A 19,268-nucleotide genomic window follows, 5' to 3' on the forward strand; every position below is an offset into this window, starting at 1 on the left:
CCCGATTCGCCACGGATTTCAGGCGTGGGACGGCCGCGTGATGCCCGCCCGACCGACTGCGCTGACCTAGAATTGACCCGTTCGATCTCAGGGAGTTCCATGCACATCACCTCTCGCGCCGCCGTCACGCGCCTGCTTCGCGCCTCCGTCGCCGGTGTGGCGGCCGCAGCACTGCTGTCCGGATGCGGGTTGTTCGGCGGTGACGACTCGGGCGACTCCAAGGCCGAGCCCACGGCGAGCGCCTCGATCGACCCCGATCGCACCTCGCCGTCGGACCTGCCCGAGGTCCCGCAGATCAAGGACTTCGAGGGCGCCGTCAAGGACGTCAAGGTCGGCGACTGCACCACCGACAAGGGCAAGAACACGGTCGCGGGGACGGTCAAGAACCCGACCGACACCGAGCAGGACTACGTCATCACGATCAGCTGGATCACCTCGCGCAGCGACGTCGTGGCGCGCGGTGTCGCCACGGTCGAGAACCTGCCCGCCGGCGACTCCGCCAAGTGGTCGGTCACCGGCACCCTCGAGAAGTCCGGCGCCTACACGTGCACCACCCAGGTGCAGCGCGGTCAGCTCTGAGGTCGCACCTCAGGTCAGGTGCGAGATCGCCACGTCCTCGTAGGCGAAGCAGTTGGGGAAGGACATCGGGTGACCCGGGGCGCCGCTGGGGGTGGCCGGCCCGGGATCGGCGGCGACCGTGCGACAGGGCCGGTCGTACCAGTCGTTGCGCCGGACGAGGCGATCGCTGACGACTGATCCGAGGTAGTGGCCCTCGACGTCGACGACGTCGTTGTCGTCCCACGCGCAGTGGCCGATCCAGCGACCGTCGAGGTCGAACAGGTACGGGTCGGACCAGGTCCGGCGAAAGGCGATCGGCCCACCGTTCATGTCGAACAAGTACACGCTCATCGTTGCTTTTCCTCCTGCAACGACGGTACGAACTTCTCGGGCGAACGGCGGGATGAACGGGCTGATTTCGCAGAAATGGCTCGAAGTGACTAGCCGTGAAGGCTCAGTGAGGGGTCGTGCGGCCCCTTGGGCTCCACCCAGAAGTCCAGCGCCAGGTCCTCCTCGCGACCGCCGTTGAGGTAGATGGAGAAGTCGGTGACTCCCGCGGCCTCGAGCACGTCGTCGTCGATGAGGAAGCGGCCGGTGAACTCGCGGCTGGGCTGGGTGATGATCTCGTAGGCCGCGTCGGCCATGATCTGCGGCGTGCGCGAGTGGGTCGCCAGGTCGCCGCCCACGACGTTGCGGACGGCCGCGGTGTCGATGGCCGTGCGGGGCCACAGCGAGTTGGCGGCGATGCCGAGCTCGCGCAGCTCCTCGCTCAGGCCCAGGGTCACCAGACTCATCCCGAACTTGGCGATCGTGTACGCCGTGGCGGTGGAGAACCACTTGGGGTCCAGCGTGATCGGCGGCGACAGGGTGAGGATGTGGGGGTTGTCCGACCCCGACAGGTGCTCGATGCACGACTTGGACAGCAGGAAGGTCCCGCGGGAGTTGATCGAGGTCATCAGGTCGTACTTCTTCATCGTGACGTCGGCCGTGCTCGACAGGTCGATCGCGGAGGCGTTGTTGACCACAACGTCGATGCCGCCGAAGGTCTCGGCGGTCCGGGCGACCGCGTCGAGCACGAACGCGTCGTCGCGGATGTCGCCGACGAGTGGAAGCGCGTGACCGCCGGCCGCCTCGATCGCGGCTGCGGCGGTGTGGATGGTGCCGGGCAGCAACGGGTGCGGCTCGGTCGTCTTGGCCAGCAGCGCCACGTTCGCGCCGTCGGCGGCGGCCCGCACCGCGATCGCCTCGCCGATCCCTCGGCTGCCGCCGGACATGATCAGGGTCTTTCCCGCAAGCGTCATGGTCGTCACGATAGACCGGGGCTAAGGTCGGGCCCGTGACCGACGACGTGACGATCCAGACCCGCGACCACCTCCTCACCATCACGTGGACCGCGCCGCACCGACTCAACAGCCTGACCCCCGACATGCTCGATGCGGCGGCCGAGGCGATCGAGAACCCGGCCGACGACGTGCGGTGCATCCTCATCACGGGGGAGGGGCGGGCCTTCGGGGCAGGAGCTGCGCTGGGGGACGACTTCGACCGCGCCGGCACCCTCGCCGGCATCAACCGCCTCGTCCGAGCCATCACGGCGTCGCCCCTCCCGGTGATCGCGGGCGTCAACGGCCTCGCGGCGGGGGCGAGCGTCTCGATCGCGCTCGCCGCCGACATCGCCGTGGTGAAGCGGTCCGCGTACTTCCTGCTGGCGTTCGTCAACATCGGCCTGATGCCCGACGGCGGAGCCAGCGAGCTGGTCGCGGCCTCGATCGGGCGAGCCCGGGCCATGGGCATGGCGATGCTGGGGGAGCGGCTGACAGCCGTCGACGCCGCCGATGCGGGTCTGGTCCATGCCGCCGTCGACGACGAGGCGTTCGAGGCCGAGCTGGCTGCCGTGGTCAACCGCGTCGCCCAGGGGCCGACGATCGCGATCGGACTGATGAAGGCGGCCATCAACGCCACCACCATCGGCACGATCGACCAGACGTTGGAACGAGAGACCGCCGGGCAGACCGCCTTGTTCGACACCTTCGACGCCGACGAGGGCAACAGCGCGTTCAACGAGAAGCGTCCCGCCCGGTTCGAGGGCCGATGACCGACCAACCCCACGCGGACATCGAGGCGCTCGAACGGGTGCTGACGTCGCGACGCTCCTGCCGAGGCTTCCTGGACCAGCAGGTGCCGCGCGTCCAGATCGAGCGGCTGCTGACCGCCGCGCAGCAGACCGCCTCGTGGTGCAACACCCAGCCGTGGCAGCTGGTCATCACGTCCGGCGACGCCACCCGCGACCTCGCCCACGAGCTCAACACCTCGCAGGAGGGGTTCGGCACGGACCTGGAGTTCCCCGCGGGATACAGCGGAGTTCATGCCGAGCGCCGACGCGAGGTGGGATGGCAGCTGTACGAGGCCGTCGGCGTCGCCAAGGGCGATCGGGAGGCGTCGGCGCGCGAGATGATGCGCAACTTCACCTTCTTCGACGCCCCCCACCTCGCGGTCGTGTCCGCGCCGGCCGAGCTGGGCGTCTACGGCGCGATCGACTGCGGTCTGTACGTCAACAGCTTCCTGCTCGCGGCCGAGGCGCTGGGCATCGCCACGTGCGCCCAGGCCGCCGTCGCCAGTCGCTCGCCGCTGCTGCACGAGCGACTCGGCATCGGCGACGACCAGGTGGTCGTCTGCGGCATCGCCTTCGGGTACGCCGACCCGGACCATCCGTCGGCGCGGTTCACCGCCCGTCGCGCACCGATCGAGGACGCCGTCACCTTCGTCGACTGAGTCGATTTTTCCCGGCGACACGCCGTCTGACCTGCGCAGACAAAACAATCTCGAACTTTGACCCATCCGCCTGCCCCCGGGTGGCGAATGGCTGGTGTGAGCACAGAGACGGCAACACCCCAGACCCAGGGCACTGCGCCCCGTTGGGCCGGCGCGTTGTCCGGCCTGCTGGCTGCGGCCCTCGGCCTCGCGCTCGGCACGCTGCTGGCCAAGCTCTTCACCGGAGTCCCCACGCCGATCAACTCGGTCGGCAATCGCGCGATCGACTTCGCGCCCCCCTTCCTCAAGGACTTCGCGGTCAACCAGTTCGGCACCAACGACAAGCCGGTCCTGATCGGCGGCGTCGTGGTGACGCTGGCGATCGTCGCCCTCGTCGTCGGTGCCCTGGGCGTCAAGCGGCCGAAGATCGCCATCGGCGCCATGATCGCGCTCGGCGTCATCGCCTTCTTCGCCGCGCTGTTCGACCGCACGGCCACGGCCAATCGCCTGGTCGTGCTGCTTCCCACGCTCCTGACCGGCATCGTCGCCGTCGTCACGATCATCTTCCTGCTGCGCCGCATGGGTGTCATCGCCGGCGAGCGCGGATCGGTCGAGGGCGGCTTCGAGCGTCGCGCCTTCCTCATCGGCGCCCTCGGTGTCGCAGCGGTCGCTGCGATCGGCGGCGGTCTCACCCGCGTCTTCGGCGGTGCGGCGGCCAAGGAGTCCCGCGCCAACGTCACCCTGCCGGCCCCCACCACGCCGGCCCCGGCGATTCCCAACGGCGTCCAGGTCGACGTCAACGGCGTGAGCAAGTACATCACCCCGAACCGCGACTTCTACCGCATCGACACCGCGCTGAGCGTCCCGGACGTCCCGACCGACGGCTACTCGCTGCGCATCCACGGCATGGTCGACAATGAGCTGAACCTGAGCTACCAGGACCTGCTGGACATGGACCTGGTGGAGCACCGCGTCACCTTGACCTGCGTCTCCAACGAGGTCGGCGGCCCCTACGTGGGCAACGCCACCTGGTTGGGCATCGAGACCAAGACGCTGCTGGAGATGGCCGGCGTCAAGTCCGGGGCCGACGCCGTCAAGACCACCAGCGCCGACAGCTGGACCTGCGGCACGCCGCTGGAGGCCCTGACCGACGATCGCAACTCGATGATCGCCATCGGCATGAACGGCGAGCCCCTCCCGCTCGTCCACGGCTTCCCGGTCCGCATGGTGGTCCCCGGCCTGTACGGCTACGTGTCGGCCACCAAGTGGCTGACCGACTTCGAGGTCACCCGGTTCGCCGACTTCAAGGCCTACTGGACGACCCGCGACTACGACGCCGAGGCGCCCATCAAGTTCTCGTCGCGCATCGACGTGCCCAAGTCCTTCCAGACCTTCAAGGCCGGTGCCGCCAAGTTCGGTGGCGTCGCCTGGGCCCAGGCCGTCGGCATCGAGAAGGTCGAGGTCATGGTGGACAACGGGCCGTGGCAGGACGCCACCCTCGCCACCGAGGACACCATCGAGACCTGGCGTCAGTGGAGCTTCGAGGCTCCTGACCTGACCTCGGGCAACCACAAGCTCACCGTCCGCGCCACCAACAAGGACGGCGAGACCCAGACGTCCGATCGGGCAAAGATTCGCCCGAACGGCACGACCGGCTGGCACAGCGTCCAGTTCCGCGTCGAATAGCAACATCCCCAACACAAGGAGAAACATCATGCGTACGACCACCAAGAGCTTCGCAGTTGCTGCAGTGGCCTCGCTGTCGCTGTTCACCGCGGCCTGCGGATCCGACAGCAGCTCGGACTCCGCTGCATCTGACGCCCCGTCCTCGGACGCCCCGTCCACGGACGCCGATCCGGCAGCCGACCTCGTCGGCCCGGGCTGCGCCGACTACGCCGCTGCCGTCCCCGACGGTGCCGGCTCGGTCTCGGGCATGGCCCAGGACCCGGTCGCCACGGCCGCCAGCAACAACCCGTTGCTGAAGACCCTGGTCGCTGCCGTGTCCGGTCAGCTCAACCCCGACGTCAACCTGGTCGACACCCTCAACGGTGGCCAGTTCACCGTGTTCGCGCCGGTCGACGACGCGTTCGCCAAGCTGCCGGCCGCCACGGTCGACACGCTGAAGACCCCGGCGGGTGCCGACACCCTGACGTCGGTGCTGACCTACCACGTCATCCCCGGCCAGATCGCTCCGGCTGACATCGACGGCACCTTCAAGACCGTCAACGGCGCCGACCTCACGGTCAAGGGCTCCGGCGACGACATCACCGTCGGTGCGGACAACGCCAAGGTCATCTGTGGTGGCGTCAAGACCGCCAACGCCACGGTGTACCTGATCGACTCGGTGCTCATGCCGCCTGCGTGATCATCACGCACCACGTTCGCTCAGCGGCAGTTCTGACGCGCTGAGGGATCTACGGGCCGGTCACCCCTCCCGGGGGGTGACCGGCCCTTCCCGTGTCCCCGGGCCCGGTCGCACGCTTGCTCACCGATAGCCTCGCGACGTGGGAGCGATCCATCTCGTCCGGCACGGACAGGCCTCGTGGGGCAGCGACGACTACGACCAGCTCTCCGACCTCGGCCACCGGCAGGGCAGTGCGCTCGGCGCCTCGTGGGAGGCCGGGGGGTTCCGCCCCACCTGGTCGGTGTGCGGGTCGATGAAGCGCCACGCCCAGACGGCGGTGGCGGTGCTCGATGCCATCGACGGCGACCTGTACGACATCGACGCCGGGTGGAACGAGTACGACCACCTGGGCCTCGCCGATGCGACCGACGCTGCGTCGCGTCCGACCGATGCCAAGGCGTTCCAGGCCACGCTCGACGCCCGGCTGGCCGAGTGGGTCGACGGTGCGATCGCCGGACCCGAACCGTTCCCCGAGTTCCGCTCCCGCGTGCTCGGCGCGCTCGACGCCGCCACCGAGCAGGCCGGGTCGGGCAGGTCCGTCGCCGTGTTCACCTCCGGTGGACCGATCGGCCTGGTGGCCTCGCACCTGCTCACCGGCGACGACTCGCTGTTCATCACCCTGAACCGCGTGGTCATCAACGCCAGCGTCACCACGGTCATCGTGGGTGGCGGCGGCCGCCGCCTGCTCGCCTTCAACGAGCACACCCACGTCCCCGCCGACATGCTCAGCTTCCGCTGAGACCGAGCGCGCTCTGCGCGCGAGCGTCGAGGCGCGCCAGCACCGCGTGAGTCGTTCCGCGGCGAAGCCGCCCGGACGCGAGGCGTGGTGACGTGCCGGCGCGGCTCGAGTCCGCGAGTATCACCCATTTCGGATACCGGTAGTATCTGAAACATGAAGATCACCTCGACCTCCCGCGCCCTCGTCACGGGCGCCGCCTCCGGCCTCGGCCTGGCCCTGACCCGTCAGCTCGCGGAGCGCGGAGTGCGGGTGCTCGCCACCGACGTCCACGACGAGCCCTCCGCAGAGCTCGCCGCCCTCGTCGACCAGTCCGGTGGCACCGTCACCTACCTGACGCTCGACGTCACCCAGGACGTGCACTGGGCCCGCGCCCGCGACTGGGTCGTCGAGCACTGGAATGGCATCGACCTGGTGTTCAACAACGCCGGGGTGGCCGCCGGCGGTCGCATCGAGCTGACCGAGATGGACCAGTGGCAGTGGATCGTCGACATCAACCTGCTCGGCGTCGCCCGCGGTTGCCGCACTTTCACGCCGATGCTCAAGGAGGCGGGCAGCGGCGCGATCGTCAACACCGCGTCGGCCGCCGGCCTGGTGCACCCACCGCGCATGAGCGAGTACAACAGCGTCAAGGCTGCCGTCGTGGCGCTCAGCGAGACGCTCTTCCACGAGCTCAAGCCGTTCGGCGTCCAGGTCTCGGTGGTCTGTCCGACGTTCTTCAAGACCAACCTCACCGACTCCATGCGCGGCAAGGACGAGTCGGCCCAGGCGTCGGCCGCCAAGCTGATCGACGGGTCCAAGCGCACGGCCGACGAGATCGCCGCGGTGGTGCTGCAGCAGGTCGAGAAGGGAACCCACATCATCCTCACCGACCGCGACGGCAAGATCGCGTACTTCGCCAAGCGCTTCCTGCGCCCGGTCTACTACGGTCAGATGGCCAAGGCAGCGATCCAGATGGGCAAGAGGGACTGACGTGCGCAGAAACGTGCTGATCACCGGAGCCAGCTCCGGGCTGGGGGCCGGCATGGCCCGCGTGCTCGCCGAGAAGGGCCACCACCTGGCCATCACGGCACGTCGCGTCGATCGGCTGGAGGCGCTGCGCGACGAGCTGCTCGCCGCGCATCCCGACATCGGGGTGTCCGTGCACGCGCTGGACGTCAACGACCACGACCAGGTCTTCAGCGTGTTCAAGGCGGCCATCGGCGAGCTCGGCGGACTCGACCGGGTCATCGTCAACGCCGGGCTCGGCAAGGGCGGCCGCATCGGGACCGGCAGGTTCGAGGCCAACCGCGAGACCGCCCAGACCAACTTCATCGCAGCGCTGGCGCAGTGCGAGGCGGCCATGGAGCACTTCTACGAGCGCAAGGCCGGGCACCTGGTGATGATCTCGTCGATGTCGGCCATGCGCGGCATGCCGTCGTCGATGGCCACCTACGCCGCGACCAAGGCCGGCGTCGCCCACCTCGCCGAGGGCATTCGCGCTGACCTGATCGGCCGCAAGGGGCACGACATCGCGGTGACCACCCTGTTCCCCGGCTACATCGCCTCGGAGATGCACGACGTCATCGAGCAGCAGCCGCGACTCATGGTCGACACCGAGACCGGGTCGCGGGCGCTGGTCAAGGCGATCGAGCGCGAGGTCGCCGACGCAGCGATCCCGGGCTGGCCGTGGGCTCCCCTCGGTCAGGTCATGAAGCACGCACCGCTGAGCGTGGTGCGCCGGATGGTCTGACAGGCTCGTCCCATGAGCGACGAGCCCACGACCGATGACTCCGACGGCTTTCCGTCCGCCGACCTGACTCCACCGGTCGAGGTGGTCACGGCCGTCCGGTTGATGTGGGCCGGCGCCGCCCTGAGCGTGGTGTCGGGCCTGATCGCCATCGTGACGCAGGGTGACTACGCGGACCGGGTCGCCGATCGCATGCGCCAGACCGATCCGGGCGTGACGCAGACGCAGATCGACACCATGGTCGCGGTGGGCACCAGCTTCACCGTCTTCATCGGGCTCGTCGGAGCCGTGGTGTGGCTCTGGATGGGGTGGAAGAACGGTCAGGGACGCGCGTGGGCGCGTGCGACGGCGACCGTTCTCGGTGCCATCAACGTGGCGTTGACCATCCTGGGCATCGCCGGGGGCCAGTACGACGCGTTCACCTCGGTGGTGTCGGTGGTCAACCTCGTCCTTGCCGTCGTGATCCTGTGGTTGCTGTGGCGCAAGGACTCGACGGCGTTCTACGACGCGGTGGCGAACCGCCACACGATCTGAGGATCAGCCCAGCAGCTCGCGCAGCAGCGCGCTCACCTGGTCGGCCTCGATGAGGAAGCCGTCGTGGCCGTGCGGCGACTCGATGGTCCGCAGCGGTCCGGACGTGGGGATCAGGTCGGCCAGCAGCTGTTGCTGGTGCGGCGGGTAGAGGCGGTCGGAGTCGATGCTGCCCACGATGGTCTGCGCGGTGATCCGTCCCAGTGCCGTGGCGAGACCACCGCGACCGCGGGCGACGTCGTGGCTGTCCATGGCCGACGACAGCGCGACGTAGGAGTTGGCGTCGAAGCGGCTCACCAGCTTCGCGCCGTGGTGCTGCAGGTAGGAGTCGACCGCCCAGCGACCGTCGTCCTGCGCGGTGCGTCCGAATCGCTCCTCGAGCTCGGGTTCGCACCGGTAGGCGATGTGGGCGATGCGGCGCGCGATGTCGAGACCGGAGCGTGGCCCCGCGTCCGCGTCGTAGTAGTCGCCACCGGCGAAGTGTGGATCGGCCTCGATCGCCGCGATCTGGGTCCTCGACAGGGCGATCTGCTCGGCCGACGCCGACGCCGAGGTCGCCAGCAGGAACAGCCGTTCCACCCGGTCGGGGTGCTCGACCGCCCACTCCAGGGCGCGCATGCCGCCGGCCGAGCCGCCGATCACCGCGCGCCAGCGGTCGACACCCAGTCGGTCGCTGAAGGCGCGCTCCGCCGCCACCTGGTCGCGGACGGTCAGCGCGGGGAACCGGCTGCCCCACGCCGCGCCGTCGCTGGCGATGCTGGATGGCCCGGTGGAGCCCTGGCAGCCACCGAGGATGTTCGGCGCGACCACGAAGAACCGGTCGGTGTCGATGGCCCGCCCCGGCCCGACGGCCGGGTCCCACCAGCCCGGCGTCGGGTGCGCGGGTCCGCTCGGCCCGGTGACGTGCGAGTCGCCGGTCAGGGCGTGCAGCACCAGGACGGCGTTGGAGCTGCCGTCGGCCGAGACCCGGTGCTCGCCCCAGGTCTCGTAGGCGATCTGCACGTCGGGGATGCTCTCGCCGCTCTCGAGCGGGACGTCGCCGATGTCGATGAACCGGCGGTCACCGACAAGATCGCCCGCGCGCCACCCCCCGGTGACACGCGGGCGATCAACGCCGGCTGTGCGTGGTGCTGGTGTCACTTCGCGGCGCGCAGTCCCGCGTCGAGGTCGGCCAGGATGTCCTCGATGCCCTCGATGCCGACGGCCAGGCGCACCAGGCCGGGGGTGACGCCGGTGGCGGCGTGCTCCTCGGGCGTGCCCTGCGAGTGCGTCGTGCTGGCCGGGTGGATGGCCAGGCTGCGCACGTCGCCGATGTTGGCGACGTGGCTGAACAGCTCGAGCGAGTCGATGAACGCCTTGCCTGCCTCGATGCCGCCGGGCAGCTCGAAGGTGAGGACGGCGCCCGAGCCCTTCGGCACGTACTTGTCGGCGAGCTCCTTGTACGGGTTGCCGTCGAGGCTGGCCCAGGTGACCTTGGCGACGTCGTCGCGCGCCTCGAGCCACTCGGCCACGGCGCGGGTGTTCTCGATGTGACGCTCCATGCGCAGGCTCAGCGTCTCCAGGCCCTGAGCCAGCAGGAAGGCGTTGAACGGCGCGATGGCCGGACCCACGTTGCGCAGGTACTGCACGCGCAGCTTGGCGATGAACGCAGCCGGTCCGAGCGCGTCGGCGAACACCAGGCCGTGATAGCTGGGGTCGGCCGTGGTGAAGCCGGGGAACTTGTCGCCGTGGGCGGCGTAGTCGAAGGTGCCGCCGTCGATGACCACGCCGGCGACGGTCGTGCCGTGTCCGCCGATGTACTTGGTGGCCGAGTGGATGACGGTGTCGACGCCGTGCTGGAGCGGGTTGAGCAGGAACGGGGTGGCCACGGTGTTGTCGACCATGAACGGCACGCCGACCTCCTTGGCGACCGCGCCGATGGCCTCGAGGTCGAGGATGTCGCCCTTCGGGTTGCCGATGGTCTCGCCGAAGAACGCCTTGGTGTTGTCCTGCACGGCCGCGCGCCACGCGTCGGGGTTGTTGTTGTCCTCGACGAAGGTCACGGTGATGCCGAGCTTGGGGAAGGTGTGGCGCAGCAGGCTGTCGGTGCCGCCGTAGAGGCTCGACGAGGCGACGATGTGGTCGCCCGCCTCGGCCACGTTGGTCAGGGCGCCGGTGGTGGCGGCCTGGCCGGAGGCGAACAGCAGCGCGCCCACGCCGCCCTCGAGCGCGGCGAGCCGCTGCTCGACGGTGTCCTGCGTGGGGTTCATGATCCGCGTGTAGATGTTGCCCGGCTCGGCCAGCGCGAACAGGTCGGCGGCGTGCTGGGTGTCGCGGAACTGGTACGAGGTGGTCTGGTAGATCGGCAGCGCGCGAGCTCCGGTCGTGGGGTCCGGCGTCTGGCCGGCATGAATCTGCTTGGTCTCGAAGGTCCAGCTGTCGCTCATGGGTGCTCCTGCGGAGAAAGGGCGGGGTCGGGGCGTGTCTGCTGCAGTCGAGCCTGCCACCGTCTTGCCCTGTGATCAACGAATCCCACATCGTGAGACACGGTGGTAGGGGATTCACGTGCAGATCACAGCCTGCTGACAGGTGCCCGGTTCATCGTGGGTGGTTCCACCCGAACGCCAGCACCAGGAGATTCCCATGGACAAGAACACCGCACTCCGCACCGGCATCGCCGGAGCCGTGGCCGCGGCCGGCCTCGTCGCCGGCGGCATGGTCGTGGCCAACGCCGCCGACCAGCCGTCGACCGGCAGCCACAGCGAGGGCATGCGCGGGGGCCCGGGGCACCGCGGGGGACCGGCAGCAGAGGTGCGCGATCCCGCGGCCTTCGCCAAGGCGCTCGGTGTCACCGAGGACCAGCTGAAGACGGCCATCAAGGCCGTCCGCGACGATCTCAAGGACCAGCGCCCCGCCCGCGGCGAGCGACCGGACCCTGCCGACCGCGACACCCTGCGTGACGCCTTCGCGACCGCCCTGGCCAAGGAGCTGGGGATCTCGAAGGACAAGGTCACCGCCGCGCTCGACGACGTGCAGGCCGACGTCAAGGCTGCTCGCCGCACCGAGCTGTCCTCGCGTCTGGACGACGCGGTCAAGGCCGGCGACCTCACCGACTCCGACAAGGCCTCGGTCCTCAAGGCCTTCGACGCCGGTGTCCTCGGTGGCCCCGGCGGTCCCGGGCCGCGCTAGCCCGCGCCTCTGTCTCGTCACTCCTGTGGGCGGCTGCCCACAGGAGTGACGGTTGTCCTCCGACCGCCGCCGGGGGCCGCGGTACCGTTCGAGCCCCATGACGGCACCGGTAGGAGGGGCGAGCGTGACCGATGCGCGACCACCCGCGGGGCCGCTCGAGCAGGCCTTCGAGGCTGCCGTGCGCCGGGCCCTGTTCATCGCGCTCGCCGCCTGGCAGGCGGTCACGCTCGCCGCCGTCGTGATCACCGACACCCGGGTGCCGCACCTGATGCTGGTGCTGGCCCACGTCGCGGCCGCAGCGGTGGCCTGGCAGGTCGGGTCGGGGCGGTGGCCGATGACCCCGGCCCTGCTCGGCCTCTACGCGCTCTGGTGCATGGACTACCTGGCGTTCGACCAGCTGGACAGTGCGCTCCTGCTGGCCGCCTGCTGGATGGGCAACCTGCTCTACGCCGTCAGCGGGCTGGTGCTGCGTCGCCCGTGGGCGGTGCTGATGCCCGTGCTCGGATCGGCCGGCGTCGGGACGGTGGTCGCGCTGGCTCGACCGGGCTGGGGGTTCGATCGTTCGGCGGCGCTGTTCGTGACGGCGGCCGCGATCGCCGTGGCAGCCCAGCTCGCGATGCCGTTCCTGCGCGGGCTGGCCGTCTCCGCCGACGTCGAGACCGCTCGAGCGGTCGAGCAGGATCGGGTGCGGCAGGCGGTGCTCCAGGCGACGCGCGAGGCGGCCGAGGACGCGCGTGTCGTCCACGACACGGTGATCAACACCCTGGGCGCCGTGGCGAACGGCATCCGTGACGTCGGGCGCATCGAGGCGGTTCGTGGGCGCTGCCGCTCGGACGCTCAGCAGATCCGATCCCTCGTCGCCGGGCGGCGCGACGACGACGTGCCGTCGTTGGCGGGCCTGGCCGATGCCGCCACGGCGATCGAGGTGCGTCGCGAGGGTCTCGGCGACGACGACCTGCGCCGCCAGGAGTCGCTGCTCGAGACCGGGGCGTTGCGTGCTCTCGACGGCGCGGTGCGCGAGCTGATCCGCAACGCGGACCGGCACGCCGAGGCGACCGAGGTCGTGGTCGCCGTCGAGCGGGACGGCGAGGACCTGGTGGTCAGCGTCTCCGACGACGGCATCGGCTTCGATCCGGGGAGCACGCCGGAACGAGGAATCCGACGATCGGTGCGCGACCGGTTGGCGGCCGTCGGCGGACGTGTCGCGCTGGACTCGGCGCCGGGGCGAGGGACGCGGGTGCGACTGACCTGTCCGTTGGCCACGTCCACCGATGTCGCCGTCGGTCCGGACGGCGACCCCGGGTCGGACGTCGAGCGGATCCGCGAACAGGCGTGCTGGCGGTGGGTGTGGGCCGTCATCGTGGTCGGCTTCGTGATCGAGCCGTTCAACCGTCCCGGCGAGCTCACGGCGACCTACCTCATGTTGGTGGTCGTGGCGGCGTGCGCCGTGCTGTTCCGGCGCGACGCGCGCCGTCGGGACCACGCGTCGCCGGCCGTCGTGGCCGTGGGACTGGTGGCGGTGGGACCGGCGTTCGTGGCCGGACTCGCGGGCATGGACTTCGGCCGGTCCGATGTCCTGTACTACCAGGCGATCGGCATCACGCCGATCCTCGTGCTGCTGGTGACCCGTGGGGGACGACGCGTCTTCGCCGTCGGGATGGCGATCCTGGCCGGCACGGCGGTGGTCACCGCGGTGGCCGTGGGCACCAGCGACCTCGGCGCGGCCGCCACGGTGCTGGTCGGCACCGCGCCCGCGCTGGGGCTGGGTCTGGGTTGGACGGGGTTTCGCCGACTGGTGGGCGACCTGGTGGCCGACGCGGAGTCCGAACGCGCCCTCGCCGACGCCGCGCGCCAGGAGGCGGCCGCGCGCGCCGAGACGATCGTGGCTCGACGTCGCTGGCGTGCAGCCGGACTGGCCTCGACGCTGGAGCTGCTGGAGGCGATCGCGAGCGGCCACCTCGATCCGACCGCGGCGCAGGTGGTCCGGCGCTGCGCTGCCGAGGAGCAGTACCTGCGTCAGCTCATCCAGCTCAGTCCCGCTGCCTATCGGATCAACGAGTGGTTCGCTCGGGCGCTTGCCGAGTCGCGGCAGCGCGTCGTGACCCTCGTGGTCCGCAGCGGCGAGGTCGATGCGCCCGACCACGTCGCTGCCGTGGAGCTGGGTCGACTCGTGCTGGCCGGGGTCGGGGCCACGGGGGAGGGCGGCCGGCTCGTCGTCAGCCTGTACCCGTCGCCCTCAGGGCCGCAGATGGTGCTCGTCGGCGATGGCGAGTCCCTTGACGGACTGCACCCGTCGGTCGACTCGGGGCGGTGGCGGGTGTCCCACACGTCAGTCACCGGACGATCGGTGCTCGAGGTGTCCCCGGCTGACGGCGCGGAGAGGGTCGTGTCATAGTCGCCGCTGGAGCAGGTCGAGAGGACGACGATGGGTGACGGGCAGGAGCGTGGGCGGCACTGGCGGGTCGCGATCGTGGAGGACCATCTGCTGCAGCGCGAGCGCACCGTGGAGATCGTCGGAGCGGCTCCCGGCCTGAAGGTGGTGGCTTCGGTGGCGACGTTCCCGGAGTACCTGCAGTGGCACGAGCGGGCCCTGCCCGCGCAGCGACCACACCTGGTCGTGCTCGACCTGGTCGTCGAGCGTGGTCCCTCGGTGGACCCGGCCATGGTCCGCCGGCTGGTCGACAGCGGGGTGCGGGTGCTGGTGCTGTCGGCCATGGCATCGCCGACCCTCGTGCGCGAGGTCGTGCGCGCGGGTGTGGGCGGTGTCGTCGGCAAGCGGGACAGCGCCGAGGACATCGTCGCCGCGATCGGGGCCGTCCTCCGAGGCGAGACCTGGCACACCCCCGAGCTCGCAGCCGTCCTGGCCGGAGACCCCAGCCGGCCCCGGCTGAGCGACCAGGAGGAGCGCGCGCTGGTCCTGTACGCCTCGGGTCTGACGCTGGCCGCGGTGGCGGAGGTGCTGAACGTGAAGCCGGACACCGCCAAGACCTATCTCGACCGCGTCAAGGCCAAGTACACGGCGGCCGGTCGGCCGGTCCGCACCAAGCTCGACCTCAGCCGAGAGGCCCAACGTGACGGCCTGCTCACCTCGTGGATGCGGCGTCGGCACGGCGCGGACCGCACGACCTGATCGAGCACCCCGCTCCTGGCCGCCTGTCCCCCAGACGGGGGTCAATTCGGGCGTGTTGGATCAGTCCGCTGTCTGACCGGGCACTTGGTCCCTAATCTCGCGGGAGATCCTGTCTCTCGAGCTTCCCAAGGACCCGCCTGTGTTCACCTTCTCCCGCGGCGCGGCAGCCGGCGCTGCAGCCACCCTCTTCCTCCTCGGCGGCGCCATCGCTCCCGCCTCGGCAGCACCCGGGGATGCCTTCGACCCGGCGCGCCCCACGATCTTCATCAGCCAGGGCACGCCGACGCAGCTGTCGACCGCGGCCGTGGGCGACAACGGCCAGTTCGCGCTCTCCAACGAGGGCGCCACGGCCGCCCAGGAGTACAACGGCATCGGCTACAACACCGACGACAACTACCTCTACGGCTTCACCTCGACGGCCACGAACGACATCCCGGCGACCGCGCTGGTGCGGATCGGCCAGGGCGGCGTCGTCACGCGCGTGGGCACGGACCTGTTCCCCAGCGACGGCGCGAACGCGAGCCTGCAGGTGGGCGCCTTCGGCCCCGGCAACCTGCTGTACGCCGCCGACACCACGGGATCGAACATGTACGTCATCGACGTCACGGACGGCACCCTGCAGGACACCATCGCCATCACCGGCGGTTCCCTCCAGGCCGCGGGCCAGGTCTCGGACTGGAAGCTTCTCGCAGGGATTCCTCTGGGGCGTCGGTGACGGGCGCGTCATCGTGCGCGTCGATCCCGCCACCGGAGCGCTGACGCAGTGGACGCTCACCCCGGCCCAGATCACCGAGGGCCTGGCCGGCGCCGCCTGGACGTACGCGGGCGGCGACCTCGGCTTCTCGCACAACGACACCGGCCAGATCGACCGCGTCCGGGTGACGAACCCCGCGTCCGCGCAGCCCACCTTCACCCTGATCTCCAGCCGCGGCGGGCCGACCAACGCTCGCAACGACGGAGCGGCGAGCCCGGGCCTGCCCGTGGACCTCGCGGTCACCAAGACCTCGGCCGGGTTCGCCCCCGGCAAGACGGTGACCTACACGATCACCGTGACGAACAACGGCGACGGCTACTCCTCCGGATGGACGATCACCGACGACGTCCCGTCGGACCTGAGCAACGTGGCGGCCACGTCGGGTGACGCCGGCTGCCAGGTGGCGGGCAACGAGGTCACCTGCACCGGTGGCGAGCTGGCACCGGACGAGTCGGCCACGATCACCGTCACCGCCTCGGTTCCGGCCGACCAGACCGACTCCGTCGAGAACCTCGTGACCGTCGAGGGCAACGAGCCGGACCCGGTGGCCCCGAACAACACCGCCTCCGTGGTCGACACCCCGGCCGACGAGCCGGTCGTCCCCGCGAACCCGAGCGTCCCGGCCGGCGGTGAGGGAGCGACGTCCTCGTCGGGCGATCTGCTCTCGCTCGGCGCACTCGGACTCCTGGGCATGGCCGGAGCAGGCGCTCTGGTGCTGCGACGCAGGCTCGGCTGACCTGAGGACCTGCTGGTGAGCGGCGCTCACGTGCAGCCGCCAGGGCGACGCCGTCTCGTCGTCGCCCTGGCGGTCCTCGTCGCGGTCGTCGCGCTCGTCGCGGTGATCGTCCCGTGGGGCTCCGGTGGGACGGCCAGCGTGGCCCGCCCGGGCCCGTCTGTCGAGTCGACGGCGACGCCGGCTGCGCCGAGGACTCAGGACACGATGTCCATCGTCGTCCCCGGCGTCGGACTGGATGCGCGCCTGGACCCGATCCGCTTCGAGGGGTCGGTGCTGGAACCCCCGGCCGACGTGCGACGCGCGGGGCTGTGGGCCGACGGCGCGGCGCTGTCCGACGACGGTGATCGTCCGACGGTGATCGCCGGGCACGTCAGCGACGGTCGTGACGCGCCGGGCACGTTCAAGGCGCTGTGGGACGTGAAGGTCGGCATGAAGGCCACGACCCGCGACGCGTCCGGTGACCTGCGCACCTGGCGGGTGGCCGACACCAAGGAGTACGCCAAGGACGAGCTCCTCGCGCGAGCTCTTCCTCGCCGGCGACAAGCGGGTGCTGCGCCTGATCACCTGCGCCTCTCGTGTGCAGCACGACGGCCGGTTCCACTACGAGGACAACCTCGTGGTCGAGCTGGTCCCGGTCGACGCAGCCTGAGGTCAGCGTCGAGCGAGCTCGGCCTCAGGACATCACGAAGGGCTGGGCCGTGCTCTCCAGCACCGACAGCCACAGGTCGCCGTCGGGCGAGACGCTGTGCGTGCCCTGCGTGACGAAGGGGATCGGCACGTGCACGAAGCGGTGCCGGCGCCGTCCGACGACCATGTCGGTGCGGCCCGACATCGCGGCGTGCACCGCGGTCTGAGCCAGCCGCGCGCAGTAGACCGAGTCGGACGGGTCGGCCGGGACCGACCGGATCGCGTAGCCCGGGTTGAAGTAGCGCATCGTCAGCGGCAGCGAGGCGTTGGCGAAGTCCTTGGTGATCACGTCGCGCAGGTGCCGGGCGATGTCCCCGAGCACGGCGTTGCCGCTGGCGTCGGTGGTGTCGCTCGCCTCGAGCAGGTGCTGCCCGGCGCCCTCGGCGAGCACGATCACGGCGCCACCCTTGGCGGCCACCCGCTGGCGCAGCGTCTCGAGCAGACCGTTCTCGCCATCGAGCTTGAACTCCACCTCGGGGATCAGCACGAAGTCGGCGTCGTGGTTGGCGAGGGCGGCGTAGCAGGCGATGAAGCCGGCGTGGCGGCCCATGACCTTGACGATGCCGACGCCGCCCAGCGCCGCCTCGACCTCGACCCGGGCGGCCTTGATCGACTCGGCCGCGCGGCCGAACGCGGTGGAGAAGCCGAAGCTCTGCCCGATGTAGGGGATGTCGTTGTCGATCGTCTTGGGTACGCCGACCACCGAGATGCGGGCGGATCGGCGGGCGATCTCGAGCGTGATGTTGTGTGCGCCCCGCATCGAGCCGTCGCCGCCGATGACGAACAGGATGTCGACGCCGAGCTCGGTCAGTCGGTCGACGATCGCTGCCGGGTCCTGCGCCCCGCGAGACGATCCGAGGATCGTGCCGCCGCGCTCGTTGATGCGCGCGACGTTGTCGGCCGTGAGCGCCACGGGCTCGAGCCCGCTCTCGGCCACCAGGCCGGCGTAGCCGTTGCGGAACCCCAGCACGTCGCGCACGCCGTAGTGGGTGTGCAGCTCCAGCACCAGGGCGCGGATGACGTCGTTGAGGCCGGGGCACAGCCCGCCGCAGGTGACGATCCCGACGCGGGTCGTGGCGGCGTCGAAGAACAGCTTCTGCCGCGGGCCGCCGGTCTCGAAGGTCGGCACCTGGTCCAGCGGGACGCCGCGGCCCTCGAGCAGCTCGACGGTGTCGTCGAACAGGATGCGGTCGTTCTCGCCCACGTAGTACTCGTTGGTGGCGCGTCCGGCCACGTACGGGGCGAGGGGCGACGGCAGGGTCGCTTCGCCGAGCCTCGTGACCTGCAAGTCCTGAAGGGTGACCACGGCCCGATCCTATCGCGAGGAAACCCTCACGTTCGCCGTGGTGGCGACCGGTATCGAGCCACCGGGGACGCTCGGTGCGGCACACTGGCCCCATGAGTCTGGACATCACGGTGCGCGGTTCGGCCGAGGAACGCTACCCCGCCGAGCGGGCCATGGTCTCGATGGCCGTGGCCATCGAGGGCCTCGACAAGGCGGAGGTGTTCCACGACGCCGTGGGCGTGCAGGAGCCGCTGGCCAGCCAGCTGCAGGAGCTGCACGATCGAGGCGCCGTCCAGGCGTGGTCGTGCGACCAGGTGCGTGTGTTCAGCCACCGGCCCTACTCGGCCGACGGCTCGCGCCAGGAGCTCAACCACGTCGCGCGCATCGAGGTGCGTGCCGAGTTCGGCGACTTCGAGCGGATGAGCGGTTTCCTGGACTACTGGTCCGGCCGCGTCGGCGTCGAGATCGCCAGCGTCACGTGGGACGTCTCGGCCAAGAACCGCCGCGGGTACGAGGCCGAGGTGCGCAAGGCTGCCGTCGACGACGCCGTGCAGAAGGCCCAGGTGCTGGCCAACGCGGTGCGCAAGGGCAAGGTCATCCCGCAGTCGTTCGCCGATCCGGGCATGTTGGGCGACGGCTCCGGCACGTCCGCAACGCCGCGTTTCGCCATGATGTCCGGCGACGACGGCGGGCGTGCGGAGCTGAACATCACCCCGGACGAGATCGTCATCCACGTCGAGGTCGACGCGCGGTTCATCGCTGAATGACCGAGATCTCCTCGCTGCGAACAGTGCTCTGACCT

General features: G+C 70.4%; 20 protein-coding genes and 1 pseudogene. 15 read left to right on the forward strand and 6 right to left on the reverse strand.

Translation table 11 applies throughout. From position 1 onward, the window contains the following. The first annotated feature begins 99 nt into the window (after window positions 1-99). Window positions 100-579 (forward strand): FxLYD domain-containing protein, encoded by a 480-nt coding sequence (locus AC0L5F_RS11085; protein WP_473313417.1) that lies wholly within the window; start codon window positions 100-102, stop codon window positions 577-579. 9 nt (window positions 580-588) lie between these two features. Here the strand turns inward: AC0L5F_RS11085 and AC0L5F_RS11090 are convergent, their stop codons facing one another. Then, window positions 589-909, reverse strand: a complete 321-nt coding sequence (locus AC0L5F_RS11090; RefSeq protein ID WP_473313419.1) for a hypothetical protein — start codon at window positions 907-909, stop codon at window positions 589-591. 89 nt (window positions 910-998) lie between these two features. After that, on the reverse strand, window positions 999-1,859 hold the full coding sequence (locus AC0L5F_RS11095; protein WP_473313421.1) for an SDR family oxidoreductase: 861 nt from the start codon (window positions 1,857-1,859) through the stop codon (window positions 999-1,001). Window positions 1,860-1,894: 35 nt separating this feature from the next. Here AC0L5F_RS11095 and AC0L5F_RS11100 point away from each other — a divergent pair, with 35 nt between their 5' ends. From AC0L5F_RS11100 to AC0L5F_RS11135, 8 genes are all read left to right on the forward strand, one after another. Next, window positions 1,895-2,650: an enoyl-CoA hydratase-related protein gene (locus tag AC0L5F_RS11100; protein ID WP_473313422.1), complete on the forward strand. Its 756-nt coding sequence runs from the start codon at window positions 1,895-1,897 to the stop codon at window positions 2,648-2,650. Further along, window positions 2,647-3,327, forward strand: coding sequence for a nitroreductase (locus tag AC0L5F_RS11105; protein ID WP_473313423.1), 681 nt, complete (start codon window positions 2,647-2,649; stop codon window positions 3,325-3,327). Before AC0L5F_RS11100 ends, AC0L5F_RS11105 begins: the two co-directional genes overlap by 4 nt. A gap of 87 nt (window positions 3,328-3,414) precedes the next feature. Beyond that, window positions 3,415-4,992 (forward strand): molybdopterin-dependent oxidoreductase, encoded by a 1,578-nt coding sequence (locus AC0L5F_RS11110; RefSeq protein ID WP_473313424.1) that lies wholly within the window; start codon window positions 3,415-3,417, stop codon window positions 4,990-4,992. Window positions 4,993-5,020: 28 nt separating this feature from the next. Further along, window positions 5,021-5,671, forward strand: a complete 651-nt coding sequence (locus AC0L5F_RS11115) for a fasciclin domain-containing protein (RefSeq protein ID WP_473313425.1) — start codon at window positions 5,021-5,023, stop codon at window positions 5,669-5,671. A gap of 139 nt (window positions 5,672-5,810) precedes the next feature. Then, on the forward strand, window positions 5,811-6,449 hold the full coding sequence (locus AC0L5F_RS11120) for a histidine phosphatase family protein (RefSeq protein WP_473313426.1): 639 nt from the start codon (window positions 5,811-5,813) through the stop codon (window positions 6,447-6,449). Window positions 6,450-6,602: 153 nt separating this feature from the next. Next, window positions 6,603-7,418, forward strand: a complete 816-nt coding sequence (locus tag AC0L5F_RS11125; protein ID WP_473313427.1) for an SDR family NAD(P)-dependent oxidoreductase — start codon at window positions 6,603-6,605, stop codon at window positions 7,416-7,418. A gap of 1 nt (window position 7,419) precedes the next feature. Further along, a complete protein-coding gene (locus tag AC0L5F_RS11130) occupies window positions 7,420-8,178 on the forward strand; it encodes an SDR family oxidoreductase (protein WP_473313428.1) in 759 nt (252 codons plus the stop codon). Between the two features lie 12 nt (window positions 8,179-8,190). Beyond that, a complete protein-coding gene (locus AC0L5F_RS11135) occupies window positions 8,191-8,709 on the forward strand; it encodes a hypothetical protein (RefSeq protein ID WP_473313429.1) in 519 nt (172 codons plus the stop codon). Between the two features lie 3 nt (window positions 8,710-8,712). Here the strand turns inward: AC0L5F_RS11135 and metX are convergent, their stop codons facing one another. Both metX and AC0L5F_RS11145 read right to left on the reverse strand, forming a co-directional pair. Then, window positions 8,713-9,846, reverse strand: a complete 1,134-nt coding sequence (gene metX / locus AC0L5F_RS11140) for a homoserine O-acetyltransferase MetX (protein WP_473313430.1) — start codon at window positions 9,844-9,846, stop codon at window positions 8,713-8,715. Next, window positions 9,843-11,132, reverse strand: coding sequence for a bifunctional o-acetylhomoserine/o-acetylserine sulfhydrylase (locus tag AC0L5F_RS11145; protein WP_473313431.1), 1,290 nt, complete (start codon window positions 11,130-11,132; stop codon window positions 9,843-9,845). Before AC0L5F_RS11145 ends, metX begins: the two co-directional genes overlap by 4 nt. A 196-nt stretch (window positions 11,133-11,328) precedes the next feature. Between AC0L5F_RS11145 and AC0L5F_RS11150 the strand changes: the two genes are divergently transcribed. From AC0L5F_RS11150 to AC0L5F_RS11170, 5 genes and pseudogenes are all read left to right on the forward strand, one after another. Then, window positions 11,329-11,874: a hypothetical protein gene (locus AC0L5F_RS11150; protein WP_473313432.1), complete on the forward strand. Its 546-nt coding sequence runs from the start codon at window positions 11,329-11,331 to the stop codon at window positions 11,872-11,874. A 124-nt stretch (window positions 11,875-11,998) separates the two neighbouring features. Further along, a complete protein-coding gene (locus AC0L5F_RS11155) occupies window positions 11,999-14,269 on the forward strand; it encodes an ATP-binding protein (protein WP_473313433.1) in 2,271 nt (756 codons plus the stop codon). Window positions 14,270-14,299: 30 nt separating this feature from the next. After that, complete coding sequence (locus AC0L5F_RS11160; RefSeq protein ID WP_473313434.1) at window positions 14,300-15,004, forward strand: hypothetical protein; 705 nt, start codon at window positions 14,300-14,302, stop codon at window positions 15,002-15,004. A gap of 304 nt (window positions 15,005-15,308) precedes the next feature. Next, window positions 15,309-15,719, forward strand: coding sequence for a DUF6923 family protein (locus AC0L5F_RS11165; protein WP_473316188.1), 411 nt, complete (start codon window positions 15,309-15,311; stop codon window positions 15,717-15,719). Then, window positions 15,718-16,494, forward strand: a pseudogene (locus tag AC0L5F_RS11170) (DUF11 domain-containing protein); the annotation flags it as partial. The gene AC0L5F_RS11165 and the pseudogene AC0L5F_RS11170, both read left to right, overlap by 2 nt. 194 nt (window positions 16,495-16,688) lie before the next feature. On the opposite strand, the gene AC0L5F_RS11175 reads toward AC0L5F_RS11170, so the two are convergent. Then, window positions 16,689-16,997 carry a hypothetical protein gene (locus AC0L5F_RS11175; protein ID WP_473313435.1) on the reverse strand — a complete coding sequence of 103 codons (309 nt, stop codon included), beginning with the start codon at window positions 16,995-16,997 and terminating at the stop codon, window positions 16,689-16,691. Window positions 16,998-17,167: 170 nt separating this feature from the next. Continuing rightward, complete coding sequence (locus tag AC0L5F_RS11180) at window positions 17,168-18,487, reverse strand: ATP-dependent 6-phosphofructokinase (RefSeq protein WP_473313436.1); 1,320 nt, start codon at window positions 18,485-18,487, stop codon at window positions 17,168-17,170. Between the two features lie 92 nt (window positions 18,488-18,579). On the opposite strand from AC0L5F_RS11180, the gene AC0L5F_RS11185 reads away from it, so the two are divergent. Then, entirely contained in the window at window positions 18,580-19,233 is a 654-nt protein-coding gene (locus AC0L5F_RS11185; protein WP_473313437.1) for an SIMPL domain-containing protein, read from the forward strand. Window positions 19,234-19,268: the final 35 nt, after the last annotated feature.

The sequence above is a fragment of the Aeromicrobium sp. 10G20-16 genome, assembly GCF_055809665.1.

Coding starts and splice junctions, on each gene's coding strand:
- AC0L5F_RS11150 (WP_473313432.1), top strand. CDS start 11,329: ATGGACAAGAACACCGCACTCCGCACCGGCATCGCCGGAGCCGTGGCC.
- AC0L5F_RS11160 (WP_473313434.1), top strand. CDS start 14,300: ATGGGTGACGGGCAGGAGCGTGGGCGGCACTGGCGGGTCGCGATCGTG.
- AC0L5F_RS11085 (WP_473313417.1), top strand. CDS start 100: ATGCACATCACCTCTCGCGCCGCCGTCACGCGCCTGCTTCGCGCCTCC.
- AC0L5F_RS11090 (WP_473313419.1), bottom strand. CDS start 909: ATGAGCGTGTACTTGTTCGACATGAACGGTGGGCCGATCGCCTTTCGC.
- AC0L5F_RS11105 (WP_473313423.1), top strand. CDS start 2,647: ATGACCGACCAACCCCACGCGGACATCGAGGCGCTCGAACGGGTGCTG.
- AC0L5F_RS11115 (WP_473313425.1), top strand. CDS start 5,021: ATGCGTACGACCACCAAGAGCTTCGCAGTTGCTGCAGTGGCCTCGCTG.
- AC0L5F_RS11145 (WP_473313431.1), bottom strand. CDS start 11,132: ATGAGCGACAGCTGGACCTTCGAGACCAAGCAGATTCATGCCGGCCAG.
- AC0L5F_RS11110 (WP_473313424.1), top strand. CDS start 3,415: ATGGCTGGTGTGAGCACAGAGACGGCAACACCCCAGACCCAGGGCACT.
- AC0L5F_RS11095 (WP_473313421.1), bottom strand. CDS start 1,859: ATGACGCTTGCGGGAAAGACCCTGATCATGTCCGGCGGCAGCCGAGGG.
- AC0L5F_RS11185 (WP_473313437.1), top strand. CDS start 18,580: ATGAGTCTGGACATCACGGTGCGCGGTTCGGCCGAGGAACGCTACCCC.
- AC0L5F_RS11135 (WP_473313429.1), top strand. CDS start 8,191: ATGAGCGACGAGCCCACGACCGATGACTCCGACGGCTTTCCGTCCGCC.
- AC0L5F_RS11125 (WP_473313427.1), top strand. CDS start 6,603: ATGAAGATCACCTCGACCTCCCGCGCCCTCGTCACGGGCGCCGCCTCC.